Source organism: Streptomyces sp. A0642, from assembly GCF_004795105.1.
Lineage (GTDB): Bacteria > Actinomycetota > Actinomycetes > Streptomycetales > Streptomycetaceae > Streptomyces.
This window is the reverse complement of record NZ_SSBL01000016.1, coordinates 99,713-126,465: the sequence shown is the minus strand read 5'-3', so window position 1 is coordinate 126,465 and position 26,753 is coordinate 99,713. Positions and strand designations below refer to the sequence as shown.

The following is a 26,753-nucleotide window of genomic DNA, read 5'->3' as shown; positions in this document are numbered from 1 at the left end:
TTGACTGCCGAAGGGGAGATCATGGCTACTGAGTCCAATGCGGTCACTCCGCTCACCCTGCCCGTGCTGCCGCTCGACGACGAGGTCGTGCTGCCCGGAATGGTGGTGCCTCTGGACCTGTCCGACAGCGAGGTACGCGCTGCGGTGGAGGCCGCGCAGGCCGCGGCCCGCGAGGGTGGCGGCAAGCCCGAGGTGCTGCTCGTTCCGCGGATCGACGGGACCTACACCGGGATCGGTGTCATCGGGACCGTCGAGCAGGTCGGACGGCTCTCGGACGGTGACCCGGGCGCCCTCATCCGCGGACGCGGACGCGTGCGCATCGGGGCCGGGACCAGCGGGCCGGGTGCCGCGCTCTGGGTGGAGGGGAGCCGGGTCGACGTCTCCGTCCCCGACCCCGTCCCCGGAGCCGTCGCCGAACTGGTCAAGGAGTACAAGGCGCTCGCCACCAGCTGGCTGAAGAAGCGCGGGGCCTGGCAGGTCGTGGACCGGGTCCAGCAGATCGACGACGTCTCCGCGCTCGCCGACAACTCCGGGTACTCCCCCTTCCTCACCACCGCCCAGAAGGTGCGGCTGCTGGAGACAGCCGACGCGGTCGCCCGGCTGAAGCTCGCCATCCAGTGGCTGGGCGAACACCTCGCCGAGCAGGACGTCGCCGAGTCCATCGCCAAGGACGTCCAAGAGGGCGTCGACAAGCAGCAGCGCGAGTTCCTGCTGCGGCGCCAGCTCGACGCCGTACGCAAGGAGCTCTCCGAACTCAACGGCGACCCGGAGGACGAGTCCGACGACTACCGGGCACGCGTCGAGGCCGCCGACCTCCCCGAGCACGTCCGCGAGGCCGCGCTCAAGGAGGTCGACAAGCTGGAGCGCTCCTCCGACCAGAGCCCCGAGGGCTCCTGGATCAGGACCTGGCTCGACACCGTCCTAGAACTGCCGTGGACCGAGCGCACCGAGGACGCGTACGACATCAAGGGCGCCCAGGAGATCCTCGACGCCGAACACGCGGGCCTGCAGGACGTGAAGGAGCGCATCACCGAGTACCTCGCGGTGCGCAAGCGGCGTGCCGACCGCGGGCTCGGCGTGGTCGGAGGCCGGCGCGGCGGTGCGGTGCTGGCCCTGGTCGGGCCGCCCGGCGTCGGCAAGACCTCGCTCGGCGAGTCCGTGGCGCACGCCATGGGCCGCAAGTTCGTCCGCGTCGCGCTCGGCGGTGTCCGGGACGAGGCGGAGATCCGCGGGCACCGGCGTACGTACGTCGGCGCGCTCCCCGGACGGATCGTCCGCGCCATCAAGGAGGCCGGTTCGATGAACCCGGTCGTCCTGCTCGACGAGATCGACAAGGTGGGCTCCGACTTCCGGGGCGACCCCGCCGCGGCCCTCCTCGAAGTGCTCGACCCGGCCCAGAACCACACCTTCCGCGACCACTACCTGGAGGTCGAGCTCGACCTCAGCGACGTCGTCTTCCTGGCCACCGCCAACGTCCTGGAATCCATCCCGGAGGCGCTGCTCGACCGTATGGAACTGGTCAGGCTCGACGGCTACACCGAGGACGAGAAGGTCGTCATCGCCCGAGACCACCTGCTCCCGCGCCAGCTGGAGCGGGCCGGCCTGGAGCCGGCCGAGGTCACCCTCGACGAGTCCGCGCTGCGCAAGCTGGCCGGCGAGTACACGCGGGAGGCCGGGGTCCGGAATCTGGAACGGTCCGTCGCCCGGCTGCTCCGCAAGGTCGCGGCCCAGCACGAACTGGGCGAGCGCGAGCTGCCGTTCACGGTGACCGAGGACGACCTGCGCGGTCTCATCGGCCGCCCGCACCACGTCCCCGAGTCCGCCCAGGACCCGGCCGAGCGCCGCACCGCGGTGCCGGGCGTGGCCACCGGACTCGCGGTGACGGGGGCGGGCGGCGACGTGCTCTTCGTGGAGGCGTCGCTCGCCGACCCCGAGACCGGGGCGTCCGGACTGACCCTCACCGGCCAGCTCGGCGACGTCATGAAGGAGTCCGCGCAGATCGCGCTGAGCTTCCTGCGCTCGCACGGCGCGGAACTGGAACTGCCGGTCGCGGACCTCAAGGACCGGGGCGCGCACATCCACTTCCCGGCGGGCGCCGTGCCGAAGGACGGCCCGAGCGCCGGCATCACGATGACCACGGCGCTGGCCTCGCTGCTCTCCGGGCGGCTGGTCCGCACGGACGTGGCGATGACCGGTGAGGTCTCGCTGACCGGACGGGTCCTGCCGATCGGCGGCCTGAAGCAGAAGCTGCTCGCCGCGCACCGGGCCGGCATCACCACCGTGGTGATCCCGAAGCGGAACGAGGCGGACCTGGACGACGTGCCGGCCGAGGTCCTGGACACGCTGGAGGTCCACCCGGTCACGGACGTCCGCCAGGTGCTGGAGATCGCTCTCGCCCCGGCCACGGCCCCGGCGGAGCGGAGGATCCCGGCCGCGGCGTAGGCGTCACGGCGTGACGGGCGTGGCACCACGTGCACGGCCGGTAGGGACGGCCCGTCCTCCCCTCGCGGGGGGCGGGCCGTTTCGCGCGTCTGCGACCGGCCGAGGGGAGGCGGGCGTACCGCCGGGGGACAGGGGCGGCAGCCGCCACGGCCGGATCAGGGGCGGTAGATGGTTCCCGGGACCGGCTCGGCGGGCGCCAACAGCTGCGGCACGGTGACGAAGGTGTAGCCGCGCTTCTTCAGCTCGTGGATGATGCCGGGCACCGCGGGCACCGTGCCCTTGTAGATGTCGTGCAGCAGGATGATGCCGTCCTTGGTCGCCTGGTCGACTATCCGCTTCTCGATCAGCGCGGAGTCCGTCGTCGAGTAGTCCTTGGCAGTCGCGTTCCACAGGATCTGGGAGAGTCCGAGGTCCTCGCTGATCCCGGAGACCGTGTCGTCGGTGCGGCCCTGCGGCGGGCGCATCAGCCTCGGCTTCTTCCCGGTGACCGCCTCGATCGCGTCCTGCGTCTTCTCCAGCTCGGCGCGTATCTCCGCGGGCTTCTTGTCCGTCAGGATCTCGTGCGACCAGGTGTGGTTGGCGACCTCGTGGCCCTCCGCCGCGATGCGGCGGACGGTGTCGGGGTGCTTCTTCACGTGGTTCTTGCCCAGCAGGAAGAAGGTCGCGTGGACCTTCTCCTTCTTGAGGATGTCCAGCAGGTGGGGGGTGTCCTCGCCCGGGCCCGCGTCGAAGGTGAGGGCTATGCACTTGGCCTCACGGCAGTCCACCGGGCCGAACGAGCCCTTGGCGTCCGAGCCGGCGTCGCCGCGGGCGGATCCCGGGGCCGTGGTCTCCATCGAGCAGCCGCTCAGTGTCAGCGTGAGGGCCGTCACTAGAGCGACGGCCAACCCCGTGCCGATCGACTTCGTCCTACTGGGCAAGGCAGGTCACTCCCTCAGTGCGTGCGCCGCGCTCAGCCGCGGACTGGAAGGACTATACACAGGGGGTATACACCTCGTGTATACGGGGCCCGCTGTGGCCCGTGGAGGGATTGCGTGCCTGGTGAGAGGCCCTGGACGGGGCGGAGCCCGGAGACGGGGTACGTCTCCGGGCTCCGCGGGAAACGGCCGGCGGTCTCAGCCGTTGGCCAGTGCCTGTACGCGGTCGAGGGCGCCGTTGAAGTGGTTGTGGTCGCCCACGGTCGGACCGGACGAGGTGTACTGCCAGATCGTGTAGTAGCCCCAGCCGGCCGGGAGCGTCCCGACCGTGGTGTTGTAGCGGGCCACCCAGAGCGGGTTGGTGGTACCGAAGGCGGCGCTGTCGCCCGTGCAGGACTGCCACCAGCTGGTCGCGGTGTAGATGACGGCGTCGCGCCCGGTGCGGGCCTTGTAGGTGTTCACGAAGTCGCGGATCCAGGACACCATCCCGGCCGCGGTCTTGCCGTAGCACTGTGCGCCGTACGGATTCCACTCGATGTCGAGCACGCCCGGCAGTGTCCTGCCGTCCCTGGACCAGCCGCCGCCGTGGTCCACGAAGTAGTTGGCCTGGGTGGCGCCGCTCGTCGTGTCCGGGGTGGCGAAGTGGTAGGCGCCGCGGATCATTCCGACGTTGTACGAGCCGTTGTACTGCTGGGCGAAGTACGGGTTCGTGTAGTACGTGCCCTCCGTGGCCTTGGTGTAGGCCCACTTCACGCCGCTGTTCCAGAGCGTCGACCAGGCGACGTTGCCCTGGTGGCTGCTCACGTCCACGCCTTCGGTCTGGACGGCGCGGGTGGTGGGCAGGCCGCCCTGGCCGTCGTGGGCGATGACGCCCATGCCCATCGTGGCCGTGCCCCGGGCGGGAGCGGTGGGGTCGCCGGCGGCGGTGGCCGCGCCGGCGGCGCCGGGCAGGGCGACGAGGAGGGAGAGAGCTGCGAGCAGGGTTCCCGCTGCGGCGAAGCGCGAGCGGCGGACTGTCGTGGAGCCGGATCTGTGCACGGGCATGAGCGTGCCTCCGAGGCCTCGGTGGGGGGACCTGCTGACCCGGGGCGCGACGGACGCGCCCCTGGTGGCATGCCATGGTGTGAACATGCCATGCATGAAGCTACGCACGTAGACCCGCGTCGGGGAAGGGGGCCTGGGCGGTGCCGTTGGTCTACTCCTGCGAAATACTGGTGGAGCTGCGGTGATGACCGGCGGCGGAAGAAACTTTCAGTGGCGGGAAAGCTCATGAGGGGTGTTGACGTGCACGGGAGCGAAAGCGGGAATGAACCCGGCGCAGCCGGGGGAAGTGGTGTGGACCACGAGTTCCTCGCCCTGGAGCGCGAGTTGGCGGTCTTCCTGCGCCGCGCCCGTGCCAACTCCGGCGAGATGGCACGCGAGGTGCACCCCGAGCTGGAGGCGGCGGCCTATGGGCTCTTCGTCCGCCTGGAGTCGGCCGGTCGTCAGCGGGCCACCGACCTCGCCTCGTACTTCGGTGTCGGCAAGGCCACCATGAGCCGCCAGTTGCGTGCCCTGGAGGTCCTCGGCCTGGTGGCGCGCGAGCCGGACCCGGCGGACGGCCGGGCCTCCCTGGTCCACCTCACCGACGAGGGTCTCGCCCGCTTCCGCAGCGTCCGGGACGCGCGCCGGGACCGCTATGTGCGCAAGCTCGCCGACTGGGACCGGGCCGAGGTGGCGGAGCTGGCCCGGCTGCTGCACCAGCTGAACGCCCGCGCCGAAGGCTGAGGCGGCCCGGGCGGGGCGCCCGGTCCGGCGGCCTCCGTGGCGAGCGGGCCGTCCGTTCAGAGCTGTGCGTAGACCGCCGTCGCGTCGTCGTGCCGCTTGCTCCGCCGCAGGTGCGTACGGTCCGTGTCCGCGTCCTCCAGGGTCCGCACCCGGTCGATCAGCCCCTGGGGGCCCTCCTTCTGGAGGACTCCGAGACAGGCCGCCCAGTCGCCCTCGCCGAACATGTCCGTCCAGCGGCTCGCCCCGTCCGTCAGGGCGGCGACCGCCCGCACTCCGGCCCGTGGGGTGCGCCCCGCGACCGCGCGGTCCGCCACGGCCGGATCGGCCGCGGCGGTGAAGAAGCCGCCCTCCGCGTTCCGGTACGCGTCGGCGGTCCCCTCGGAGGCCAGTGCGCCCGGCGGCAGCCGGTCGAGCCGGTCGTCCAGCAGGGCGCGGACGGCGCCCTCCGTCGACTCGAGCAGCAGCACCGAGTCGGAGAGCACCAGGTGTTCGATCTCCGACTCGTCCCAACGCACGAGGACGACGGTCGCCTGCGGCGTGCGCACGTGAGAAAGGTCACACCGGGAGCGATGCGCGTCGGCGGTGCGCCGGATGGACTCCGCCAGGATCTCCCGCAAGGTCATATCCCGTCGCGAACCCGACAGTTCGACCAGGGCCCCGCCCAGTCGTGCCGTGAACCAGGGCACCGAGTGCGCACAACCGTCGTCACCGGGCGGCGGCGTCACCCCGTCGAGCAGGACGAGTCCTCCACCCTGGCCGGAGGCGGGCAGGACCGAGGCCGCCCAGTCCTCGTTCGGGCGCCCGGGGAGGCCGGCGGCGGTGGCGAGTTCGATGCGCATGCGGCCAGTCTGCACGAGGTCTTCACGGGGCCTGCATGGTCGGGGGCTGGACCGTACCAGCAGGTCAGGAGGACGGTTGGAACGGAAGGAATCACTCCGGGAAGTGTGCGGGCGGGCATCTTGCCAAAGCCTGACCCGAAGATCCAGCCGGGCGTCCGGGCGTGCCGCCGGAGGGCCGGGGAGCGACTTGTTCGTCAACTCGGGAGTGTTGTTCACTCGTTCGAGTGGCGGAGCGGTTGATGCGCGCCCCCCTCTCAAAAGCACTGGAATGGTCGGAAGCCGTACCAGGGGTCGGGGCGCTCGTCACGTGACCGGGCGTCACCTCTGCTTCAAGGGCGGACGAGTCGAGATTGCGAGCACCGGTGCAGAAGAAGCGGCCTCGGAGCAAGGGCAGCAAGAACAGCGGTTCCGAGGTGGTGCCTTCGGCGCCGGCTGAGAGCGGGCGCACCGTCCGTGTCCGCAGCCGGCTCGTCGCGGGCGTCGCCGTCGTCGGGATCACCGTCATCGCCGCGGGAGCGCCGGCGGCCCTGAGCGCCTCCTCCGACCTGACCGAGTCTCAGCGGCTGGTCACCCTCGCGGAGCTGAACCAGCAGGCCATCGCGCTCGCGCACTCCCTCGCCGACGAGCGCGACGAGGTCACCGCCTTCATCGCCGCCGGCCGCGAGGGCAAGCCCGGCGCGGCGGGCGGTTCGGCGGGAAGCCGCAGCGCGCGGGTCGACCAGCAGGTGGACGAGATCCGGGACGCGGCCTCCGCCGTCCTGCGCCGCGACCTCTCCGCCATCCCCTCCCTGCGCCGCGACGCCATCGCCGGCAAGGCCACGGCGCTGGAGGCCCACCAGGCGTACACCGAGGTCATCTCCAAGCTCCAGGACCTCTCCGACGAGCTCGCGGACAGGACCCCGCCCCGTGCCGCCGAGGCCGTCCGCGCCCCGCTCGCGCTCGGCCGGGCCACCGAACAGGCCTCCGCCACCCGCGGACTGCTGCTCGCCGCGCTCGCCGTCCCCCGCAAGGAGCCGGCCGCCCCGCGGATCGATCCCTTCACCGGCCTGCCCGTCCAGACCGAGGACGAGGGCGAGACGAAGGAGGACCGCACCCGCGACCAGCTGAGCGCCGCCGCCCAGCAGTCCCGGGTCGGCGAACTCTCCGCCCTCTCCGACTTCGACCAGGCCGCCGGCGCCACCGCCCGCGACAAGCTGGCCACCACCGTCACCGGCCCCGAGGTCAACAGCGCGGAGAAGTACCTCGCCGGACTCACCGACCGGCCCGAGCTCTCCGCGTCCGACCAGAAGGTCTCCCCGAAGAAGCTCCAGGCGGCGCTCTCCGCCCGGATCGACCGGATGCGGGGCGTCGAGTCGGCCCTCGGGACCGCCCAGGTGCGGCGGCTGAGCGAGTTGCGCGACGACGACGTCACGGCCCTCGAACTGCGGATCGCGCTCCTCGGCGGCTGCCTGCTCATCGCCGTCGGCGTCTCCACCGCGGTGGCCCGCACCCTCACCCAGCCGCTCGCCGTCCTGCGGATCGGCGCCGGCCGGCTCGCCGCGGACCCCGAGTCGGCCGAACCGGTCCGCTACACCGGCCGCAACGACGAGTTCGCCCAGGTCGTCCGGTCCCTCAACGCCCTGCACGGCCGGCTGCACGGACTGCTCCACGAGTTCAACGGACGGTTCGAGCAACTGGAGAGCGAGCGCGGCGAACTGATCGCCGGGCGCGAGGCCCTCACCCTCCAGCGCGCCGAACTCCAGGTACAGGCAGCGGACCTGACGGTGCAGCTGGAGAAGCTGAAGAACACCGTCCACCACACCTTCGTCAACCTCTCGCTGCGCACCCTCGGTCTCGTCGAACGCCAGCTCGGCGTCATCGAGTCCCTGGAGGAGCGCGAGCAGGACCCGGAGCGGCTCGCCACGCTCTTCAAGCTCGACCACATGGCCACCGTCATGCGCCGTCACAGCGAGAACATGCTGGTCCTCGCGGGCGCCGAGCACGGCCACGCGCACCCGGGACCGATTCCGCTGGTCGACGTGCTCCGTGCCGCGGTCAGCGAGATCGAGCGGTATGAGCGGGTCACCATCCAGTCCCTGCCGCCGCACGCCCAGATCGCCGGTTTCGCCGCCGACGACCTCAGCCACCTCGTCGCCGAACTCCTGGAGAACGCCACCTCGTTCTCCCCGCCGGACTCGCACGTGCAGCTCTCGGGCTGGCTGCTGGAGACCGGCGAGGTGATGCTCTCCGTGCAGGACGAGGGCATCGGCATGTCGTCCGTACGGATGGGTGAGCTCAACACCCGCCTCGGCGATCCGGCGCTCTTCGAGGCGGGCGAGCAGAGCGCGGACGGGGCCGGCCTCGGCCTTCAGGTGACCTCGCTCCTGGCCGCGCGCCACGGCGTACGCGTCCAGCTGCGCGAGCAGAAGGGCAGCGGGGTGACCGCGGTCGTCGTGCTGCCCCAGGCCCTGCTCCCGAAGGCACCGCCGGCCGCGACCCCGCCGCCCGTCGCGGCCCCCGGGGACGCGCCCACGCTGAACCTCCCCGGGTCGGTCGCCGAGGCCAACTCCAACGCGCTGCCCCGCCGTGCCCTCGTCGGCGAGCCGCCGGCCGGCGATCCGCTGATCGCGGCCGCCGAGCAGGCGATCGCCGGGGCCGGCACGACGGCCGCTCCCGCGCCCGGCCCCGACGCGGGAGCCCCGGCGGAGGACCACGGCCCGGCCGGCCCCTCGGCCGTTCCTCCGGCCGCCGGCCCCGACCACGAGCCCCCGGCCGCGCCCGAGCCGGAGCCCGTGCGGGCGGCGCAGCCCTCAGCGGCCGCTGTGGACCCCGAGCCCGCGCGGCCCGCGGAGACCGAGGCCGAGACCACGATGCAGGTCCGGCTTCCGCGCGTGCCGGAATTCGAGGACGTACCCGAGTTCACGCACGCCCCCGCCTTCGGGGACGGCCCGGAGTCCGCGACCGCCGCCGGCCCCTACGCCATCGGCCCCGACCGCCACGAGCGCACCGCTGACGAGGGCGCGCGGCCCGAGCCCGCCGCGGCGCCCGTCGCTCCCGCCGCGAACCCCGCTCCCGTCGCGAATCCCGTGGCCGACGCGCTGCCCGGGCCGCGCCACCCGGAGCCGGATCCCCGGCCCCAGGCCGGCCGGATCACCGACAAGGGCCTGCCCAAGCGCACCCCCAAGGTCGTCCGGCCCTCGTCGGCGCCCGCGCCCGAGCGCACGGGCAGCGTCGACAAGGACGCCCTGCGCCGCCGGCTCGGCGGCTTCCACCAGGGCGCGAAGGACGGCCGCCGGGACGTCGAGGCGGAGATCGCCGAGGCCACCGCCCCGGCCGGAGGCACCACACGTACCGAGCACACTGAGCCGGCCGGCCGAACCGATGGCCGAACCGGGGAGACGGGGGACACAGTCGAGGAGGCACGCAGTTGACTGCGCCCAGCACATTCGGGCTGAGCACCGAGGCCCGGAACCTTCACTGGTTGCTGAGCAATCTGGTGGAGGAGGTGCCAGGGGTCCACTCGGTCACCGTCGTCTCGTCCGACGGACTCATGCTGCTCTCCTCCGACCCCGGCCACCAGAACGCCCGGGCCGAAGGCCGGCAGGACGGCCCCCGCGGCTCCAGCGCCGACCTGGCGACGATCGTCTCCGGCATCGGCAGTCTCACCGTCGGCGCCGCGAAGCTGATGGACGGCGGCGGCGTGAAGCAGACCATGGTCGCCATGGAGGAGGGCAGCGTCTTCGTCATGTCGATCAGCGACGGATCGCTGCTCGGTGTGCACGCCACACCCGACTGCGACATGAGCGTCATCGCCTACCACATGGCGCTCTTCGTCGGCCGCGCCGGACACGTACTCACCCCCGAACTCCGCAGTGAGCTGCGCAAATCGATGGAGAGCGCCCAGTGACCCACGCTGCTGCCGAACCCGCCCGCAGGCTCCCCGTGCGCGGGGCCGACAAACGGCCCGCGCGGGTGCGCCCGTATTCGCTCACCGGCGGCCGGACCCGCTTCGGCCACGTCCTGCTCGTCGAGACGTTCGTCGCCGCGCTCGACGCCCCCGACGAGCGCCGCGAACTGACCAACGGCAACCTGGCCTCGCGCGTCATGCCGGAGCTCCAGGCCATCGTCGAGATCTGCCGCCGGATGCGTACCGTGGCGGAGATCTCCGCGCTGCTGAGGATGCCGCTGGGTGTGGTCAGGGTGCTGCTCAGCGACTTGGCCGACCAGGGAAAGATCCGCGTGTACGGAACCGGTCACGGCACCGGCCAGCCCGATCGCGCACTGCTGGAAAGGGTGCTCAATGGACTCCGTCGTCTCTGAGCCGCCGCTGCTCGCTCCGCACCGGCCAGGGCCGGACGACCAGGCCGAGGAATCGCCGCAGGCCTGGCAACTCGACCGCACCAGGGCTCCGATCGCCACGAAGATAGTGGTGGCGGGCGGCTTCGGCGTGGGCAAGACCACCTTCGTGGGCTCCGTCTCCGAGATCACCCCGCTGCAGACCGAAGCGATGATGACGCAGGCCAGCGAGGAGACCGACGACCTCAGCGCGACGCCCGACAAGGTCACCACGACCGTCGCCATGGACTTCGGCCGCCTCACGCTCGACGACGACCTCGTGCTGTACGTCTTCGGTACACCGGGTCAGCAGCGCTTCTGGTTCATGTGGGACGACCTCGTGCGCGGCGCGATCGGCGCGGTCGTGATGGCCGACACCCGAAGGCTCGCCGACTGCTTCCCCGCCCTCGACTACTTCGAGAGCTGCGGGCTGCCGTACATCGTGGCCGTCAACCACTTCGAGGGAACCCCCGGGTTCGAGGCCGAGGACGTCCGGGAGGCCCTGACCGTCCCCCCGCACGTGCCCGTGGTGATCATGGACGCGCGCAACAGGATCACCGTGGTCGAGTCGCTCCTGGCCCTGGTGGGCCACGCTCTCGACGCCACCCCGGCCTGAACGCCCCTCCCGGCAGGCTCTGCCCCGTCGCCGAACACTGCCGGTCACGGCACCAGCTACACACAACGGAGACCGCGATGCGGAAGATACTCATAGTCGGAGCCGGCCAGTCCGGGCTCCAGCTGGCCCTCGGACTCCAGTCCAGAGGCTACGAAGTCACCCTCATGTCCAACCGCACGGCCGACGAGATCCGCTCCGGCCGGGTCATGTCGACGCAGTGCATGTTCCACACCGCGCTCCAGCACGAGCGGGACTACCAGCTCAACTTCTGGGAGTCCCAGGCCCCGCGCATCGAGGGCCTCGGCGTCTCGGTCGCCGCGCCCGACTCCTCGCGCGCGATCGACTGGGTCGGCAAGCTGGACGGCTTCGCCCAGTCCGTGGACCAGCGCGTGAAGATGGCCGGCTGGATGGACACCTTCGCCCAGCGCGGTGGTCAGCTCGTCATCCACGGCGCGGCCGTGTCCGACCTGGACTACTTCTCCCGCACCTACGACCTGGTGATGGTCTCGGCCGGCAAGGGCGAGCTGGTCTCCATGTTCGGCAGGGACGCCTCCCGTTCGCCGTTCGACGCCCCGCAGCGCGCCCTGGCCGTCGCGTACGTGCACGGGATGGGCCCGCGGCCGGAGCACCCCGAGTTCGACGCCGTCCGCTGCAACCTGGTCCCGGGCGTCGGCGAGCTCTTCGTGATGCCGACCCTGACCACCTCCGGCCGCGCCGACATCCTGTTCTGGGAGGGCATCCCGGGCGGACCGCTCGACGTCTTCCAGGGCATCAAGGACCCCTCGGAGCACCTCGCCAAGACGCTGGAGCTCATGGAGCGGTTCACCCCGTGGGAGTACGCGCGCGCCACCAAGGTCGAACTGACGGACGCCAACGGCACCCTGTCGGGCCGTTACGCCCCGACCGTGCGCAAGCCGATCGGCCGGCTCCCGGGCGGCGGTCTGGTGCTCGGCGTGGCGGACGTCGTCGTCGCCAACGACCCGATCACCGGACAGGGCTCCAACTCGGCTTCCAAGTGCGCCAACGCCTACCTGGACTCGATCATCGAGCACGGCGACGGGGAGTTCGACGCGGCCTGGATGCAGTCCACGTTCGACCGCTACTGGGAGACCGCCCAGCACGTCACGAAGTGGACGAACGCGATGCTCGGCGTCCCGCCGGAGCACGTGCTGAACCTGATCGGCGCCGCCGGTCAGCTCCAGCCGGTCGCCGACCGCTTCGCCAACGGGTTCAACGACCCGGCGGACTTCGAGAACTTCTTCTTCGACCCGGAGAAGACGAACGCGTACCTCGCCTCGGTCGCGGGTCCGGCGGCCTGAGCGCCCGCACCTTCTCGAAACGCACCGGCCGGGCCGGGCCCGCCGGGCCCGGCCCGGCCGGTGCGTTCGGTGCCGGACGAGCCGGTGGGTGCTACTCGTCGTCGGGGGCCGACGTCTCGCCGTACCCCTCGTCGGAGCCCTCCGCGGCGCCCTCGGGAAGTCTCGGCGGCTTGTACGTGGACAGCGGCGCGCTCTCCGGGTCGGGACGGACGGCGCCCAGCAGCGGGTTCGACGCCACGGGGGAGACCTTGACCCGCGAGCCGGGCCGGGGCGCCTGCACGACCAGGCCGTTGCCGATGTACAGCGCCACGTGCGTCGCCTTGGGGAAGTAGATCACCAGATCGCCCGGACGCAGCGCCTTGACAGGGACCTTCCGCAGTTGCCGCCACTGCTCCTGCGAGGTCCGCGGAATGATGCGGCCGGCGCTCGCCCACGCCTGCGAGGTGAGTCCGGAGCAGTCGAACGAGTCCGGCCCCTCCGCGCCCCAGACGTACGGCTTGCCGATCTGCTCGATCGCGTACCGGACCGCGTCGGCGCCCTCCGCGGTCGCCGGCCGGAACGAGGAGAGGGCGCCCGAGGCGACCAGTGCGTCCTGCGCCTTGTCCGTGCCCGCCTCTTCGAGAGCGGAGAGCTCTGCCAACTGGTCCGTGGAGAGCGTGGCGAGCAGCCCCTCGACCCGTTTCAGCCGCGACCGGACGGTGTCGCGTTCCTTCTTCTGCCGTGCCGCCAGGACCCGTTGCCTGTCCAGCACCGTGCGGGACTGCTTCGCCAGCTCGGCCGCGCGCTTCTCGGCCGCGCCCAGCCGCTTCACGGTCGCCACCCGCCCGGCGGCCAGCCGCTGGACGACCTGGCCCTGGTCCAGGGCGTACTCGGGATCGCGCATCAGCAGCAGCCGCAGGTACGGGGAGAGGTCGGACCTGCCCTGGTACTGCTCACGGGCCAGCCGCCCGGCCGCGTCGCGGCTGCGGGACAGCGAGAGCCGGGCGGCGGCGAGCGCGGCGTCCAGCTTCTTCGCCTCAGCGGTCCGCTTCTTCAGCTCGGCCGCCGTCCCGTTGTAGGTCTCGGTGGCCTCCTCGGTCTGCTGGTACAGCCGCTGGAGTTCCTTCAGCAGCCCCCGGACGCCGCCGGGCGCCGCCTCGGGGCCGGCAGCCGGGGCGGCGGGGGCCTCGGGGTCCGGCGAGGGGGCCGCGGCGGCCGCGGCCGGCGCGGTCAGGACGACGGCGGCCAGCGCCGCCGTGCCGAGGGAGCGCAAGAGTTTGCCCGACACGACACCACCTCCGGAAACGGGGTGAATCGTGCGACTACCCCATGAGTGAGCGCAATTCCTCACATACGCTCACTCGCCGTCGGGTGACGCAAGGACCTCCGGGCGTGGCGGCGGACCGATTCCCCCGGAAGGCGGCGGGGCGGCCCGCGACGTACCGCCGACCGGCCGCCCCGCCGGTCCGCTCAGGCGACCGGGAACGCGTAGACCATGCGGTCGCGCCGGACAATCGCGTGCTTCCCGTGGGCGAGCACCTGGTACGGCGCGGTGACCGTGGCCCCCTTCGGGTCCTGGGCCCCGATGTCCTGGAACTTCCAGAGCCGCCGCCCGTCGGCCGCCGCGAACGCGGTGACCTGCCCCGGACCGGCCGCGAGCAGTGTGGCGCCCGAGCCGCTGACCGTGACCGCGGGAGCCGACCCGCCCGCCACCGCCTCGGTGGAGCGCCGCCAGCGCAGCTTCCCGGTCTCCCGGTCGACCACGCCCACCTCCTGGCTGCTGTTGGTGATGTGGAGCAGTGCGCCGGTCTCGACGGAGGTCCCGAAGAAGGAACCCGGCGTGCCGTTCAGCGTCCACTTCGGCCGGCCGGCCGGGGTCTCGAACGCCCGCAGGTCGTCGCCGACCGACGCGTACAGCACCCCGTCCGCACCCCCGCCGGCCGCCGCTTCCGGAGAGACCGTGCCGAAGGCCTTGGCCCACTGCTGCTTCCCGGTCGTCCGGTCGAAGCTGCGGAACAGCGCCTTCCCCTTGGCCGCCCGCACATCGGCGGGGGTGAGCGTCAGCCGGTCCTGCCGTACGACGACGGCGTCCTCCCGGACCGCCACGAGGCGGTACACGGGCGCCGCCGGACCGCGGCCGGTGGGCACGGGCGTCCGCCACAGCTCCTTGCGCTGCTCGATGTCGTACCCGAACAGATGGGACCTGACGACCTTCCTGTCCTTGCCGGGCTTCTTGCCCTTCTTGGGCTTGGGGGCCTTCACGGTGACCTCGTGCGCACCGGTGAACCACAGCTGCGGACCGGACGATCCGACGAGCCGGGACACCGACAGGTGCGGGGCGCCCTCGAACCCGTCGGCGTAGGCCACCCGGTGGGCCACCCGGCCGTCCTTCGCGGACAGCCACAGGAACTCGGAGGGCCCGGCGACGAAGCAGAGTTCCTTTCCGGCGGCCAGGGCGGCCTGGCCCTTGGCGGCGTCCGGGCTCTCCCAGACCCGGCGCCCGGTGCCGAGATCGACGGCGGACGCCTGGGTGTCCCCGGTCAGCACCAGCAGCCGTTCGTTCCAGAGGGCGGCGGTGAGGGGGGCCGGTTCGGCCGCCGGGTGGGTGTAGATCCAGTCCGGCCGGGGAGGCAGCCCGGCGACGACCGGCTTGCTGGGGCTCGGTGCGGGCTTGGGGTCGGCTGTGGGCCCGGCGTCGTCCCCGGAGCCGAACGCGAGCACCCCACCGCCGCCTGCCAGGAGGCCGACGGCTCCGGCGGCGGCGCCGACGAGCAGGGTCCGGCGGTCCACGGGGACCCGCCCGGCGGGAGCCTGGGGAGCAGGGGCGGGGAGGGGCGCCGCGGGTCCGGGGGCGGGGAGGGGCGCCGCGGGTCCGGGGGCGGGGAGCGCCCGGGGCTGCGGGGCCGAAGACGCGGCGGCGGCGCCCACCGGCTCCGTGTCCGGCGCGCCCGGCGCCTGCGGTTCGGGCGGCATGGCGAGCTGGGTGGTCACCCGGTCGGGCCGGACGGCCTGGTGGTCGATGACCCCCAGCTGCGCGGTCCGGGTGTCGTGGTGGGCAGCGGGCGGGGTGTCCTGGACGTCCGGGGCGTCCGCCGCGGCCGCCGACTCCCGTGCCCGGGCGTTCTGTCCGGCCACCGCGGCCGTCAGCGCCTCCGGCAGCCAGCCGCCCCTGGCCAGTCCGGCCGCACCCTCCAGCGCCAGCTCCGCCGCCACCGCGCCCGCGGTGGGACGGTCGGCCGGGTCCTTCGCCAGGCAGCGCGCGACCAGGTCCCGCAACGCGTCCGGCACGGCGTCCAGCCGGGGGTCGGTGTGCGCGATCCTCTCGGCGGCCTCGGCGGCCGGGCCGTCCGCCAGCGGGGTGCTGCCCGTCGCCGCGTACGCCAGCAGCAGGCCCAGCACGAAGAGGTCGGAGGCGGGCCCCGCCTCCTTGCCCGCGACCTGCTCGGGCGTCAGATAACCGAGCCGTACGGAGAGCTGGCCGCCCGGCCGGGCCTCGGCGTCGGCCGCCGCGCCCAGGGGCCCGAAGGCGGTGAGCCGCGGCCCGTCCTCGGCCAGCAGCACCGTCCTGGGCGCGAGCCCCTGCAGCACGGCTCCCGTCGCATGGACCCGGGAGAGCGTCTCGGCGATGCCCGCGCCCAGTATCCGGACCGCGCGCTCGGGCAGCGGCCCGGCGAGGTCGACCGCCTCGGCGAGGGTCAGCGCCGGGACGTACACCGAGGCCGTCCACAGCGCGTCGTCGTCATCGGACCCCCCGGCGGGCGTCTCCAGCCGCGCCTCCACCCAGCCGCCGGCCAGCCGGTCGGCGGTACGCGCCTCCGCGTGGAACCGCCGCCGGAACGCGGGCAGTGCGGCCAGTTCCGGGCGGGCCGCGGTGATGACGACGAGGTCGTCCGGAGCCGCGCCGTGCGCGAGGTACTGGACGGCGGCGGCCGTCTCACGGAACCGCGCCAGCACGGTGTACGGGCCGAAGCGGCGTGGATCGTCCTGACGCAGCGCCTCCATGGCGCACCCCCTTGTGACCGTCCCTCGGACCGGACTGCCGATCTTAGGACGTCCTGCCCTCCCGTCTCACCCCGTCTTCGACCAGGGCCACTTGGGGCGGTGGCGTTCGCGCCCGTCCGGGGCGTACTCGTACACCCAGCCCCGCTGGATCCCCAGCCGCTTGGTGTATCCGGCCGGGACCCTCCGGTAGGCGTGCACGGTGGCCGGTCCGCCGTCGGGGGACGGGACCGGGACCTCGTACCACTTGGGCGGGTGGCCGGTCGCGCCGACGAGGACGGGCAGGGCCCGCCCGTCCAGCGGGCCGCCGGTGAAGGGGACGTTCTCGCTTCTCACCGCCCCAGTCTGACCGATCGGTCCGGCGGCGGCGGACGGGCCGCCGCGCGCGGACCGGCCCGGTCCGGCGGCTGCGGAGGCGCACCGCGCCGGCCGGGTCAGCCCGGCGGCAGCAGATGCGCCGCCGCGCCGATCAGCGGCGTCAGCCGGTCCGCCAGCCGTCCGGCCGGTCCGGCCGCGGTCTCCAGGGGCAGCAGCGCGGCCACCGCGGACGCCGTCTCCGGGTCCGTGGCCGCCGTGACCGCGAGCAGCCCGATGAACTGGTCGACGAGCCAGTCGCGCAACTCGGACGCGGCCGGCTGCTTCCCCTCGTCCAGCCAGATCAGCGAGGCGGCCTCGACCGCGGCGATCCAGGTGCGCACCATCATCCGCAGCCGGGGCGCGGGTTCGCTGCCGGCGCCCCGGCCCAGGTGCAGGAGGATCTGGTCGGCCGCCGCGCGCCGCACCTCGTCGACGATCGTGCTCGTGCGGGACGTCTCGGCGACGCTGCCCCCGCGCAGCAGGGCGCTGAAGCCGGCGTCGTGCTCGTCGACGAAGGCGAGATAGCGGTCGAGGACGCGCCTGACCCGTTCCGTGGGCGGGCCCACCGGCGGTTCGGAGAAGCACAGCTTCAGCTGCTCCGCGGCGGACCGGAGCGCGGCCTCGTACAACTGCTGACGCCCGCCCGGGAAGTAGCGGTAGACCAGCGGACGCGACACGCCGGCCACCGTCGCGACCTCGTCCAGCGAGACCTCGTCGGGGGCCCGGTTGGCGAACAGGGTGAGCGCCGCGCCGAGGAGCTGGGTGCGGCGCTCCTCGACGCTGAGCCTTCGGTACGCACGGCTGGGCGGCGCGGCTGCGGCAGGGGTCATGACGGCCAGCCTAAGCCCGGCCGGCCCCTGGGGGGCGGGGTCGCGGGGCCGGGTGCGCACATCTGCCGCCTTGTCGTCCCTCACCATGACTCCGTCAGGCCTCGATCCTCCGCCTCGCAGCGGTACGCACCCGGCCCCGTTCCTTCTTCCACCCCTCATGTGCGGGCCGGTCCCACGACCGGGAGCGTCAGGCGAGCAGGCCCGAGCTCTTCCACAGCCTGCGTCCCACCCCGTTGAGAACCCCGATGTCGTCGAAGAAGTCCGTCAGCCGCCTGGCGCCCGACTGCATGACCTCAGCCCGGTGGCCGCTCGCCCTCACCTGGGCCACGGCCTCCTGCCGGTCCAGGCCGACGTTCTCGTACACCTGCGGATTGACGAAGCAGACGGAGAACACGCGCGCCGCCTCCCCGCAGCTCACCCGGGTGAGTTCGCGCTCCCAGCGCGGGGCGGTCACCATCTGGCGGCGCAGCTCCTCGCGGGCGTAGCGGACGTGCCGCGCCTCCTCGACCACGTGGATGCGGGTGACACCGCGCACCAGGGTCTGGACCCGCTCGTCGGGGAAGGTCAGCCGCTGCATCCAGTCGAGGATCTCCTCGCCGAGCAGCGTCGCCGCGAAGGAACCGGGCGTGGTGGAGACGGTCTTCAGGACCCGGGCCAGATTGTGGTACCTGCGGGGCACCGGGTAGCAGGGGGCGCCGCCCCAGGTGATCATCCGGCCGAACATCATCGAGTGCCGGCACTCGTCGGCGATCTCGGTGAGCGCGTAGCGCACGTGGTTGCTGACCACCGGCTTGTCGTAGATGTGGCGGACCAGCAACTGCATGAGGATGATCTCGAACCAGATGCCCAGCGAGGCGAGCGAGGCGGCCTCGTGCCGGGCCAGGTCCTGCCGCTGCTCCTCGGACATCTTCCGCCACATCGGGGTGTCGTAGAGGGAGACCAGCTCGGGCGGCCAGAACCACTTCCCGTCCTCGGCCGCCGCCTCCCAGTCGAGCTCCTTGTCCGGGTCGAAGGAGTGCTTCGCGGAAGCCTCCAGGAGCCGCTCGGCGATCTGCTCGCGGTCGCGGAGCGGGCCGAGTGCGTCGCGGAGCACCTGCACGTCGCGTTCGGTCACGGTCGTCATGGCTGGACGCACCTCTCCTACGTATTACCGACGGTCACCCCCTATGAGACTGCTTGTCAGCAAGCTCGTCAATCCCTTGCGCGCGACTTGTTGACCCGGCGTCTACCAACGTGTGAACCTGCCAACTGAGCCGGGCGTCAGGCGACTTACCGGATCTCTGCGAGGCGAAGGAGCCGTCCGTGTCGACACACGACCTCTACACCACCGCCCCCGAGCAGCCGCTGTGGACGGTGCCCGCCTCGGGCGCCGCCCGCTTCAGCTGGGACTACGACGACGGCCGTGAACGGCTCCTCGCCCTGTACCAGAAGGGCAAGGACAAGCAGTGGGACGGCAACAAGCGCATCGACTGGAGCATCGAGGTCGACCCCGCCGACCCGCTCGGCACCCCCGACGAGGCCCTCACGCTGTACGGCACCCCGCACTGGGCGAAGATGACGGAGAAGGACCGGGGGGAGCTGCGCAAGCACTACACCTCCTGGCAGTTCAGCCAGTTCCTCCACGGCGAGCAGGGCGCCATGGTCTGCGCGGCCCGGATCGTGGAGTCGGTCCCCGACCTGGACGCCAAGTTCTACTCCGCGACGCAGACCATGGACGAGGCCCGGCACGCGGAGATCTACGGCCGGTTCCTGCACGAGAAGGTCGGGATGCTGTACCCGATCAACGACAACCTGCAGGGGCTGCTCGGCGACACCCTGCGCGACTCCCGCTGGGACATGCCCTACCTCGGCATGCAGGTCCTCATCGAGGGCCTGGCCCTGGCCGCGTTCGGCATGATCCGCGACACCACGACCCAGCCGCTGCCCAAGCAGATCCTCGCGTACGTCATGCAGGACGAGGCCCGCCATGTCGCCTTCGGCCGGATGGCGCTGCGCGACTACTACAAGCAGCTGAGCGACGCCGAACTGCGCGAACGCGAGGAGTTCGTGATCGAGGGCTGCTACCTGATGCGCGACCGGCTCAGCGGGGTGGAGGTGCTGGAGAACTTCGGCATCGCCAAGCAGGAGGCGAAGGACCTCTCCGAGCACTCGGAGTTCCTCCAGCTCTTCCGCAAGCTGCTGTTCAGCCGCATCGTCCCGTGCGTGAAGGACATCGGCCTGTGGGGCGAACGCCTGCAGAAGGCGTACGTCGACATGGGGGTCTTCGACCTCGGCGACTCGAACCTGGACCTGCTGATGGCCCAGGACGAGGAGATCGCCGAGCAGTTGGACCAGGAGCGCTTCGAGGCGGAGGAGCAGGCGCGGGTCGCGGAGGTCGCGGAGGCGATAGCGGAGGGCGCCGCGGACCCGTCGGCCGCGTGAGACGCAGGCAGCGGTCGGGCACCCCGACGGCGCCGGCCGGTGCCGGAAGCCGTGGCCGGGGTCCCGCCCGCAGCCTGCGTCCCCCTCACCGCGCGATCTCCCGGATGTGCCCGCCGGGATCGCGGAAGCTCGCGGTCCGGATGCCCCAGGGCCGGTCCACCGGCCCGTTCAGCAGCGTCACCCCGCGCTCGGCAAGCACCTCGCACATGGCGTCCACGTCGTCCACGGGGAGCGTCAACTGCATCCGGACGCCGGTGTCCGGGCCGGCGACGTCCGCCGGCCGGATCAGCCCGGGCGCGGCGGTGGTCCGCAGCAGGTTGATGAGCGTGTTGCCGAAGGTGAACACGGCCGAGGCGTCGTCCTCGTAGGTCACCGGCAGCCCGAAGACCTCCCGGTAGAACCGTTTCGTCTCCTCCAGGTCCTCGGTGAACAGGGTGAGAGCGCTGATGCCTCCGGGCCAGTGCGTCGTGCTGTTCTCTTCCGTCGCGGCAGCAACGATCTGCCAACTGCTCAGCCGTGTACAGGAGTCTGCGGCTCGACAGCCCTTTCCATGCAGATCAGTTCAGCCCGCTCGTCCCACGACTCGGTGACGGCGAAGCCGAACCGTTCGTAGAGCGAGACGGCTCCGGTGCGCCACCGCCACACCGACAGGCGGACGGCACGGGCCCCGCTCCGCGCGGCCTGCGCGAGGGCGGCGTCGAGCAGGGCCGACGCGACGCCCCGGCCGCGGTGACCGGGGTCCGTCCACAGGCGTTTGATCTCCGTCCGGCCGTCCGCGGGGGCGGTCACCACGAGGCAGCCGACCGCGGTCCCCCCGTCCAGCGCGACGAGCACGACGGCCTCGGCGAACGCGCCCTCCGGATCCTCGGCCTCCGCCCGGTACCGCTCGGGCAGCTCCGCCGCGCCGGCGACCGGCCGGCCCTTCTCCGTCTCCGTCCGGAGGTGGTAGTCGATGAGCAGCGCGGACAGCCCGTCCACGGTGGAGAGCGTGCGGACATCAGGCGCTACGACGACAAGGCCGGGACGGTCGTTCATGGGCCCAGGATCACATCACACGGCTCCGCGGAGATTCACGGGCCGGCCGGAATCCGGTGGACGGTCCCGGTCTGCCGGCGGGAGGATGGGGCCATGCCGACCACCGCCGTCTCCCCGGATCCGGCCGCGGCCCGCCGCAGCCTCGAAGGCCTCGCGCTCGGGGACGCCTTCGGCGAGCGGTGGTTCCCCCTCTTCCGCGAGCCCCGGCAGGCGGCCCGGGAGATCAGGGCGCGCCGCACACCGCACGAGCCCGTCTGGCACTGGACCGACGACACCGCCCTGGCCCGTGCGCTGCAGCGGACGCTCGACGAGCACGGGGAGGTCGAGCAGGACCGGCTCGCGCTGCACTTCGCGCTCGCCTTCGATGCCGATCGGGCCCGTGGGTACGGCCACGGCATGCACCTGCTGCTGCCCCAGCTGCTGGCATCCCCTGCCGACTGGCGGACGCTGGCCCCCGGACTGTTCGAGGGCGGGAGCCTCGGCAACGGCGCCGCGATGCGGGTCGCCCCGCTCGGCGCGCGCTTCCACCGCGACGTCGGCCACGCGGCCGAACAGGCGGCGCTCCAGGCGGAGGTCACCCACGCCCACCCGGAGGGGATCGCGGGCGCGGTGGCGGTCGCCGTTGCCGCCGCGCTGGCGGTACGGGGCGAGTTCACCCTCTCCCGGGTCGCCGGCCGGACCCCCGCCGGGGCCGTGCGGGAGGGGCTGCTGCGCGCCGCGGACGTCCCCTTCGGCACCGCACCGTGGAAGGCCGCCGATCTGCTGGGCAACGGGCAGCGCATCCGCGCGGAGGACACCGTGCCGTTCGCCCTGTGGACCGCCGCCCGGCACCCCGGCGACCTGGAGGCGGCGCTCTGGTCCACCGCCGAAGGACTCGGGGACGTCGACACCACGTGCGCCATCACCGGCGGGGTGGTCGGCGCGGTCACGGGGGTCGAGGGCGTGCCGGCCGAGTGGCTGCGACGCCGCGAGCCCCTGAGCTGACGCACGGCCCGGCCGGGTCGGCCCAGCCCGGCCCGGGGGCTCGAAACGGTGTTCGTGTACATGACGTAATTTGGCCTCCATGACCACGCCCCCGCCCCCGCAGGGCCCGTACGGAGCGCCGCAGGGCCCGTACGGACCCCCGCAGCACCAGCCGCAGCCCCAGCACCCTCCGTACGCGCAGCAGCCGGCGCCCGGGCAGCCGCCCTACGGGTATCCGCAGGCGCCCCAGCCCTGGGGCGCTCCCGCACCGGGCACGCCCGGGTTCCCCGGGAAGCCGCCGCCGAGGAGGAAGCGCACCGGGCTGATCGTCGGGATCACCGTCGGCGCCATGGTGGTGGCCGGCGCTCTCGCGTTCGGCATTTCGCGGCTGATGGACGAGGCGAAGGGGGGCGGGATCCCGTCGGCCGGCGGCTTCCCGGCGGCCGAATACCGGCTGACCGTGCCGAAGAAGCTCCTGGACGGCGAATACACCCTGCTCAAGGACTCCTCGGCGACCGACGGGCGGGACATCGAGCAGACCTACGACCCGTCCATCCGTGACGCCAAGGCCGTCGTCACGCAGTACACCTCCGAGAGCGGCGGCACCCTGGTCGTCTCCGGGATGTGGGGCCGCATCAAGGGGCCCGCCTTCACCCGGGACAAGATCCTGGAGGGGGCGGTGCAGAACAAGGGCATGACCATCGCCGTACCCGCCCGGGAGTTCACCCCCGCGGGATACGACATCACGGTGTCCTGCCAGGTCGTCCGGTCCACGGAGGGCGCCGTCAGCAGCACCCTCCCGATGTGCGCGTGGGGCGACGCGAACACCGCGTCCTTCGTCGCCGTCGTCACCGCCGAGACCGCGCTCCAGGCCCCGGAGAAGATCGACCTCGAAAAGGCCGCGCTGGACACCGCCAAGGTCAGGGCCGAGTCCCGCAAGCCGATAGCCGGGGCCGAGGCCGGCTGACATCGGCCGGCCGGGCTCCGGCGCCGGGTTCCGCCCGTCAGGGCCGCAGGGGACCCAGGGCCTTCTCCACCGCGCAGGCCATGGCGAGCAGCGAGGCGTCCGCGCCCCGCCGGGCCACGAGTTGGAGCCCGACCGGGCAGCCGTCCGGGGTGAACCCGGCGGGCACGCTTGCCGCCGGATGCCCGCTCAGGTTGAACGCCCAGGTCAGCGAGGTGGAGAAGAGGGCCCCCGGACCGTCGTGGCCGTGCGGGCGGTTGGGCGTGACGGGGGTGAGAAGCAGCGGCGTGCCCTCGAAGAAGGCGTCCAGTCTCCGGTCGTTCTCGCGCCGGAGCTCCCCGAGGTGCTGCGGCACCTCCCCCTTCCGCACCGCCTGCCAGGCCGCCCCCGGGTCCAGCAGCGCGCAGCCGCCGTCCGCGAGCCGCACCACGCCCGCACCGGCCAGCCGCCGCACCGCGGCGCGCACCACCGCCGCCACCTCCGGGTCGACGTCGGCGAACCCCAGGTCCGGGCTGTAGGCGGCGGGCAGGGGCGGTCCGCCCGCGACCGGCTCGTGCGCGGGAGCGTCCAGGACGTGAGCCAGGTAGGCCCGCGCCTGCGCGGCCGTCGGGGTCAGGACTCCCGCGGACGCGAGGCCCGAGCGGTCGGGGGAGGGCAGCAGCCCGTTGGTCGTCTTCAGCCCGAACACCCCGCACCAGGCGGCCGGGATGCGCACCGATCCCGCCCCGTCGCTGCCGGTCGCCAGGTCCACGAGATCCGCCGCGACGGCCACCGCCGAGCCCGCCGACGAGCCGCCCGGCGTCCGGTCCGCCCGCCACGGGTTGACGGTGCGGCCGTGCGTGCCGAGACCCCAGGTCTGCCAGTGCGTGCCGGGGCCCGGGACGGAGGTCGAGCCGACCGGGACGCCGCCGGCCGCGATCAGCCGCCGGGCGGCGTACGAACGGATCCCGGCGGGGCCCTTCACCGCGAACGGCAGGCCGCGGAGGGGGAGCCGGGCCGCCGCCGGCAGCCTGGCGAGGGCCTCCTCGCGCCAGACGCCGGTGAACGCGCAGAGCCGCGGATCCTCCCTCTCGATCGCGGCCAGCGCCCCGGGGACGTCCCTGGAATCCGTCACCGGATCAGTCTTCCAGGGCCGCCTCCATCACGGAACGGGCGATCGGCGCGGCACTGCCCCCGCCGCTGATGTCGGCCCGGTCGGCGGAGGCGTCCTCGACGACCACCGCGACGGCGACGGCGGGCCGCCCGGTGTCCGGAGCCTGCGCCCAGGAGATGAACCAGGCGTACGGCGTGCCGGAGTTGTCGATGCCGTGCTGGGCCGTTCCCGTCTTGCCGCCGACCGTCACCCCGTCGATGGCCGCGTTGGCGCCCGTGCCGTCCTGCACCACGTCGATCATCATCTGCCGCAGCCGCATCGCCGTCATCGGGTTCATCGCCCGGTGGTACGAACGCGAGCCGGTGGTACGGACGGTGGAGCCTCGTTGCGTCGTCGTACGGTCGACCAGGTGCGGATACATGAGGTCGCCGCCGTTGGCCACGGCCGAGGCCACCATCGCCATCTGGAGCGGGGTCGCCGTCGTGTCGAACTGACCGATGGAGGACAGCGCCAGCTGGTCGTCACTCATCTCCGTGTCGAAATTGCTCTTCGCCACCCGGGAGGGGATCTTCAGCTCCGTGTCGTTGAATCCGAACCTGCCGACCGCCTCCACCATGCCGTCCAGCCCGACCTCCACCCCGAGGTGCGCCATCACGGTGTTGCACGAGACCCGGATCGCCTCGGCCAGCGACGCCTGCTCGCAGCCCCGGGCCTCGTTGGGCAGGGTGGTCGAGGTGCCCGGCAGGACGTAGGGCGAAGGGGTGTCGGTCTCGGCGTCCGGATCGGTGACGACCTCCGCGTCCAGCGCCGCCGCGGCCGTCACGATCTTGAAGGTGGAGCCGGGCGGATACGTCTGCCGGATGGCCCGGTTCAGCATCGGCTGACTTCCGGACGCGTTGAGCTCCCGCCAGGCGTCGGTGACGGACGAACCGGTGCCGGAGAGCCGCCCGGGGTCGTACGACGGGGTCGAGACCAGGGCCAGGACCTCGCCGCTCGTCGGATCGACGGCCGCGACCGCGCCCCGCCGGCCGCCGAGCCCCTCGTACGCGGCGCGCTGCACGGAGTCCTTGATCGTGGTGACGACATCGCCGCCCGGCTGCCGGCCGCGGGTGATGTCGTTCCAGAGGGGGAGCGGGGCGAGCAGGGAGTCGGTGCCGGAGAGGATCCCGTCCTCGGCGTTCTCGATGAGGGTGGTGCCGTACGTCTGCGAGGCGTATCCCGTCACCGGGGCGTACAGCGGCCCATTGCGGTAGGTGCGCTCGTACGCGAGCTGGTCGCCGGTGTCCTTCGAGCCCGTGACGGACCGGCCGCCGACCAGGATGTCGCCGCGCGGCTGGTCGTAACGGGCGATGGTGGTACGGCGGTTGGCGGGGTTGTCGTCGAGCTCGTCGGCCTCGAAGACCTGGACGCGGGCGGCGTTCACCAGGAGGGCCACGAGCAGCAGCAGACAGAACGCGGCGGCGTGGCGGATGTGGCGGATCATGCCAGGGTCCCCCGGGCGGTCGGCGGGTGCGGGTTCACAGCTCGTCCTCCAGGGCCGGGGCGACGACTCCGGTCTCCGCCCTGTCGGGATGGGGTCTGCGGGCCACGTCGCTGACCCGGATCAGCAGGGCCACGATGATCCAGTTGGTGACCACCGAGGAGCCGCCCTGCGCGAGGAACGGCATCGCCATGCCGGTCAGCGGGATCAGCCCCATCACCCCGCCCGCGATCACGAACACCTGGAGCGCCAGGATCGAGGCGAGACCGATCGACAGCAGCCGCCCGAACGCGTCCCGCAGGGCGAGCCCGGCCCGGTAGCCGCGCGCCACCAGCAGCGCGTACAGCAGGAAGAGCGCGGTCAGCCCGGTCAGGCCGAGCTCCTCGCCGGCCGTCGCCAGGATGAAGTCGGACTTGGCGGCGAAGCCGATGAGGATGGAGTGGCCGAGTCCCAGCCCGGTGCCGAGCATCCCCCCGGCGGCGAAGGCGAACAGCGACTGGGCGAGCTGCCCCGGCCCCCGGCCGGCGTCGATGGAGGCGAACGGGTCGAGCCAGTCCTGCACCCGGCTGTGCACATGGGGTTCGAAGGAGCCGACGACGAACGCCCCGACGGCGGCCAGCAGCAGGCCGACCGCGATCCAGCCGGTCCGGCCGGTCGCCACGTACAGCAGGATCACGAACAGGCCGAAGAACAGCAGCGAGGTGCCCAGATCGCGCTCCAGGACCAGGACGCCGACGCTGAGCAGCCAGATCGCCACGATCGGGCCGAGCACCCGGCCGGTGGGGAGCTGGAGCTTCCAGATCCGGCGGCCGGTGTACGCGAGCGCGTTGTGGTTCGCCGCGAGGTAGGCGGCGAAGAACACGGCGAGCAGGATCTTGGCGAACTCGCCGGGCTGGAAGGAGAATCCGCCGATCCTGATCCAGATCTTGGCGCCGTTCACCGCCGGGAAGAAGATCGGCACGATCATCAGGACGAGGGCCGCGGCGACCGAGAGGTAGGCGTAGCGCTGGAGGACCCGGTGGTCGCGCAGGAACACCACCACCCCGATGAAGAACGCCACGCCGAGCGTGGACCAGATCAGCTGGGTGGGCGCGGCCTGGTCCCTCGGAGTCTCCAGGTCGAGCCGGTAGATCAGCACCAGGCCCACGCCGTTGAGCAGCACGGCGATGGGCAGCAGCAGCGGATCCGCGTACGGGGCGCGGAAGCGGACGGCGAGATGGGCGAGGAGGGCGAGCAGTCCGAGTCCGCCGCCGTATCCGGCGACGTCCGGGGGGACCGCGTCGTCGTGGGCCAGACCGACGGCGGCGTAGCCGTAGACGGAGATGAGGACGGCCCCGATGAGGAGCGATAGTTCTACGCCGCGCCGCTTGGGCAGGCGCAGCTCGGGCGGGGGTGCGTCCGCCGTCGTTGCGGTCATG

23 protein-coding genes are annotated in these 26,753 nt (G+C 72.8%); 10 read left to right on the top strand and 13 right to left on the bottom strand.

Translation table 11 applies throughout. The features are described from left to right. The first annotated feature begins 21 nt into the window (after nucleotides 1–21). Nucleotides 22–2,442, top strand: coding sequence for an endopeptidase La (gene lon / locus E6R60_RS24555; protein ID WP_136328799.1), 2,421 nt, complete (start codon nucleotides 22–24; stop codon nucleotides 2,440–2,442). 155 nt (nucleotides 2,443–2,597) lie between these two features. Here the strand turns inward: lon and E6R60_RS24550 are convergent, their stop codons facing one another. Together E6R60_RS24550 and E6R60_RS24545 are read right to left on the bottom strand one after the other, a co-directional pair. Next, nucleotides 2,598–3,278, bottom strand: a complete 681-nt coding sequence (locus E6R60_RS24550; RefSeq protein WP_206309505.1) for a polysaccharide deacetylase family protein — start codon at nucleotides 3,276–3,278, stop codon at nucleotides 2,598–2,600. A 279-nt stretch (nucleotides 3,279–3,557) separates the two neighbouring features. Then, nucleotides 3,558–4,403 carry a lysozyme gene (locus tag E6R60_RS24545; RefSeq protein ID WP_136328798.1) on the bottom strand — a complete coding sequence of 282 codons (846 nt, stop codon included), beginning with the start codon at nucleotides 4,401–4,403 and terminating at the stop codon, nucleotides 3,558–3,560. A 240-nt stretch (nucleotides 4,404–4,643) separates the two neighbouring features. Here E6R60_RS24545 and E6R60_RS24540 point away from each other — a divergent pair, with 240 nt between their 5' ends. Next, complete coding sequence (locus tag E6R60_RS24540) at nucleotides 4,644–5,126, top strand: MarR family transcriptional regulator (RefSeq protein WP_136328797.1); 483 nt, start codon at nucleotides 4,644–4,646, stop codon at nucleotides 5,124–5,126. Nucleotides 5,127–5,182: 56 nt separating this feature from the next. Here the strand turns inward: E6R60_RS24540 and E6R60_RS24535 are convergent, their stop codons facing one another. After that, a complete protein-coding gene (locus E6R60_RS24535; RefSeq protein ID WP_136328796.1) occupies nucleotides 5,183–5,965 on the bottom strand; it encodes a protein phosphatase 2C domain-containing protein in 783 nt (260 codons plus the stop codon). A gap of 362 nt (nucleotides 5,966–6,327) precedes the next feature. Here E6R60_RS24535 and E6R60_RS24530 point away from each other — a divergent pair, with 362 nt between their 5' ends. From E6R60_RS24530 to E6R60_RS24510, 5 genes are all read left to right on the top strand, one after another. After that, nucleotides 6,328–9,375: a nitrate- and nitrite sensing domain-containing protein gene (locus E6R60_RS24530; RefSeq protein WP_136328833.1), complete on the top strand. Its 3,048-nt coding sequence runs from the start codon at nucleotides 6,328–6,330 to the stop codon at nucleotides 9,373–9,375. Further along, nucleotides 9,372–9,851, top strand: a complete 480-nt coding sequence (locus tag E6R60_RS24525) for a roadblock/LC7 domain-containing protein (RefSeq protein WP_136328795.1) — start codon at nucleotides 9,372–9,374, stop codon at nucleotides 9,849–9,851. The genes E6R60_RS24530 and E6R60_RS24525 overlap by 4 nt, the downstream gene beginning before the upstream one ends. Next, nucleotides 9,848–10,264: a DUF742 domain-containing protein gene (locus E6R60_RS24520; protein WP_136328794.1), complete on the top strand. Its 417-nt coding sequence runs from the start codon at nucleotides 9,848–9,850 to the stop codon at nucleotides 10,262–10,264. The genes E6R60_RS24525 and E6R60_RS24520 overlap by 4 nt, the downstream gene beginning before the upstream one ends. Beyond that, a complete protein-coding gene (locus E6R60_RS24515) occupies nucleotides 10,245–10,895 on the top strand; it encodes an ATP/GTP-binding protein (RefSeq protein ID WP_136328793.1) in 651 nt (216 codons plus the stop codon). Before E6R60_RS24520 ends, E6R60_RS24515 begins: the two co-directional genes overlap by 20 nt. A 77-nt stretch (nucleotides 10,896–10,972) precedes the next feature. Then, a complete protein-coding gene (locus tag E6R60_RS24510; RefSeq protein WP_136328792.1) occupies nucleotides 10,973–12,214 on the top strand; it encodes a styrene monooxygenase/indole monooxygenase family protein in 1,242 nt (413 codons plus the stop codon). 91 nt (nucleotides 12,215–12,305) lie between these two features. Here the strand turns inward: E6R60_RS24510 and E6R60_RS24505 are convergent, their stop codons facing one another. The 5 genes from E6R60_RS24505 to E6R60_RS24485 all read right to left on the bottom strand — a co-directional run bounded on the left by E6R60_RS24505 (nucleotide 12,306) and on the right by E6R60_RS24485 (nucleotide 18,502). Next, the gene (locus tag E6R60_RS24505; protein ID WP_136328791.1) at nucleotides 12,306–13,481 is read right to left on the bottom strand and encodes a C40 family peptidase; all 1,176 of its coding nucleotides are present in this window, start codon (nucleotides 13,479–13,481) and stop codon (nucleotides 12,306–12,308) included. 182 nt (nucleotides 13,482–13,663) lie between these two features. Further along, on the bottom strand, nucleotides 13,664–16,195 hold the full coding sequence (locus E6R60_RS24500; protein ID WP_136328790.1) for a PQQ-binding-like beta-propeller repeat protein: 2,532 nt from the start codon (nucleotides 16,193–16,195) through the stop codon (nucleotides 13,664–13,666). 66 nt (nucleotides 16,196–16,261) lie between these two features. After that, nucleotides 16,262–16,528: a hypothetical protein gene (locus E6R60_RS24495; protein WP_136328789.1), complete on the bottom strand. Its 267-nt coding sequence runs from the start codon at nucleotides 16,526–16,528 to the stop codon at nucleotides 16,262–16,264. Between the two features lie 98 nt (nucleotides 16,529–16,626). After that, nucleotides 16,627–17,379: a TetR/AcrR family transcriptional regulator gene (locus E6R60_RS24490; RefSeq protein WP_136328788.1), complete on the bottom strand. Its 753-nt coding sequence runs from the start codon at nucleotides 17,377–17,379 to the stop codon at nucleotides 16,627–16,629. A 187-nt stretch (nucleotides 17,380–17,566) separates the two neighbouring features. Next, on the bottom strand, nucleotides 17,567–18,502 hold the full coding sequence (locus E6R60_RS24485) for a diiron oxygenase (protein WP_136328787.1): 936 nt from the start codon (nucleotides 18,500–18,502) through the stop codon (nucleotides 17,567–17,569). A gap of 179 nt (nucleotides 18,503–18,681) precedes the next feature. On the opposite strand from E6R60_RS24485, the gene E6R60_RS24480 reads away from it, so the two are divergent. After that, a complete protein-coding gene (locus E6R60_RS24480; RefSeq protein ID WP_136328786.1) occupies nucleotides 18,682–19,800 on the top strand; it encodes a ferritin-like domain-containing protein in 1,119 nt (372 codons plus the stop codon). 85 nt (nucleotides 19,801–19,885) lie between these two features. On the opposite strand, the gene E6R60_RS24475 is transcribed toward E6R60_RS24480, so the two are convergent. Next, on the bottom strand, nucleotides 19,886–20,248 hold the full coding sequence (locus E6R60_RS24475; RefSeq protein ID WP_136328785.1) for a VOC family protein: 363 nt from the start codon (nucleotides 20,246–20,248) through the stop codon (nucleotides 19,886–19,888). 62 nt (nucleotides 20,249–20,310) lie between these two features. Beyond that, a complete protein-coding gene (locus tag E6R60_RS24470; RefSeq protein ID WP_136328784.1) occupies nucleotides 20,311–20,835 on the bottom strand; it encodes a GNAT family N-acetyltransferase in 525 nt (174 codons plus the stop codon). A 93-nt stretch (nucleotides 20,836–20,928) separates the two neighbouring features. On the opposite strand from E6R60_RS24470, the gene E6R60_RS24465 reads away from it, so the two are divergent. Then, a complete protein-coding gene (locus tag E6R60_RS24465) occupies nucleotides 20,929–21,819 on the top strand; it encodes an ADP-ribosylglycohydrolase family protein (RefSeq protein WP_136328783.1) in 891 nt (296 codons plus the stop codon). A 79-nt stretch (nucleotides 21,820–21,898) separates the two neighbouring features. Next, on the top strand, nucleotides 21,899–22,765 hold the full coding sequence (locus E6R60_RS24460; protein ID WP_136328782.1) for a hypothetical protein: 867 nt from the start codon (nucleotides 21,899–21,901) through the stop codon (nucleotides 22,763–22,765). A gap of 37 nt (nucleotides 22,766–22,802) precedes the next feature. Here the strand turns inward: E6R60_RS24460 and E6R60_RS24455 are convergent, their stop codons facing one another. The 3 genes from E6R60_RS24455 to E6R60_RS24445 are packed head-to-tail and all read right to left on the bottom strand — an operon-like array spanning nucleotide 22,803 to nucleotide 26,752. After that, entirely contained in the window at nucleotides 22,803–23,876 is a 1,074-nt protein-coding gene (locus tag E6R60_RS24455; RefSeq protein WP_136328781.1) for an amidase family protein, read from the bottom strand. A 4-nt stretch (nucleotides 23,877–23,880) separates the two neighbouring features. Beyond that, nucleotides 23,881–25,338: a penicillin-binding transpeptidase domain-containing protein gene (locus E6R60_RS24450; RefSeq protein WP_136328780.1), complete on the bottom strand. Its 1,458-nt coding sequence runs from the start codon at nucleotides 25,336–25,338 to the stop codon at nucleotides 23,881–23,883. 34 nt (nucleotides 25,339–25,372) lie between these two features. Continuing rightward, nucleotides 25,373–26,752, bottom strand: coding sequence for an FtsW/RodA/SpoVE family cell cycle protein (locus tag E6R60_RS24445; protein WP_136328779.1), 1,380 nt, complete (start codon nucleotides 26,750–26,752; stop codon nucleotides 25,373–25,375). Nucleotide 26,753 lies beyond the last annotated feature (1 nt).

What these genes read in the sequence shown, in the direction of transcription:
- lon (WP_136328799.1), top strand. Translation starts at nt 22, where the DNA reads ATGGCTACTGAGTCCAATGCGGTCACTCCGCTCACCCTGCCCGTGCTG.
- E6R60_RS24550 (WP_206309505.1), bottom strand. Translation starts at nt 3,278, where the DNA reads ATGGAGACCACGGCCCCGGGATCCGCCCGCGGCGACGCCGGCTCGGAC.
- E6R60_RS24545 (WP_136328798.1), bottom strand. Translation starts at nt 4,403, where the DNA reads ATGCCCGTGCACAGATCCGGCTCCACGACAGTCCGCCGCTCGCGCTTC.
- E6R60_RS24535 (WP_136328796.1), bottom strand. Translation starts at nt 5,965, where the DNA reads ATGCGCATCGAACTCGCCACCGCCGCCGGCCTCCCCGGGCGCCCGAAC.
- E6R60_RS24515 (WP_136328793.1), top strand. Translation starts at nt 10,245, where the DNA reads ATGGACTCCGTCGTCTCTGAGCCGCCGCTGCTCGCTCCGCACCGGCCA.
- E6R60_RS24510 (WP_136328792.1), top strand. Translation starts at nt 10,973, where the DNA reads ATGCGGAAGATACTCATAGTCGGAGCCGGCCAGTCCGGGCTCCAGCTG.
- E6R60_RS24500 (WP_136328790.1), bottom strand. Translation starts at nt 16,195, where the DNA reads ATGGAGGCGCTGCGTCAGGACGATCCACGCCGCTTCGGCCCGTACACC.
- E6R60_RS24490 (WP_136328788.1), bottom strand. Translation starts at nt 17,379, where the DNA reads ATGACCCCTGCCGCAGCCGCGCCGCCCAGCCGTGCGTACCGAAGGCTC.
- E6R60_RS24485 (WP_136328787.1), bottom strand. Translation starts at nt 18,502, where the DNA reads ATGACGACCGTGACCGAACGCGACGTGCAGGTGCTCCGCGACGCACTC.
- E6R60_RS24470 (WP_136328784.1), bottom strand. Translation starts at nt 20,835, where the DNA reads ATGAACGACCGTCCCGGCCTTGTCGTCGTAGCGCCTGATGTCCGCACG.
- E6R60_RS24465 (WP_136328783.1), top strand. Translation starts at nt 20,929, where the DNA reads ATGCCGACCACCGCCGTCTCCCCGGATCCGGCCGCGGCCCGCCGCAGC.
- E6R60_RS24460 (WP_136328782.1), top strand. Translation starts at nt 21,899, where the DNA reads ATGACCACGCCCCCGCCCCCGCAGGGCCCGTACGGAGCGCCGCAGGGC.
- E6R60_RS24450 (WP_136328780.1), bottom strand. Translation starts at nt 25,338, where the DNA reads ATGATCCGCCACATCCGCCACGCCGCCGCGTTCTGTCTGCTGCTGCTC.
- E6R60_RS24445 (WP_136328779.1), bottom strand. Translation starts at nt 26,752, where the DNA reads ATGACCGCAACGACGGCGGACGCACCCCCGCCCGAGCTGCGCCTGCCC.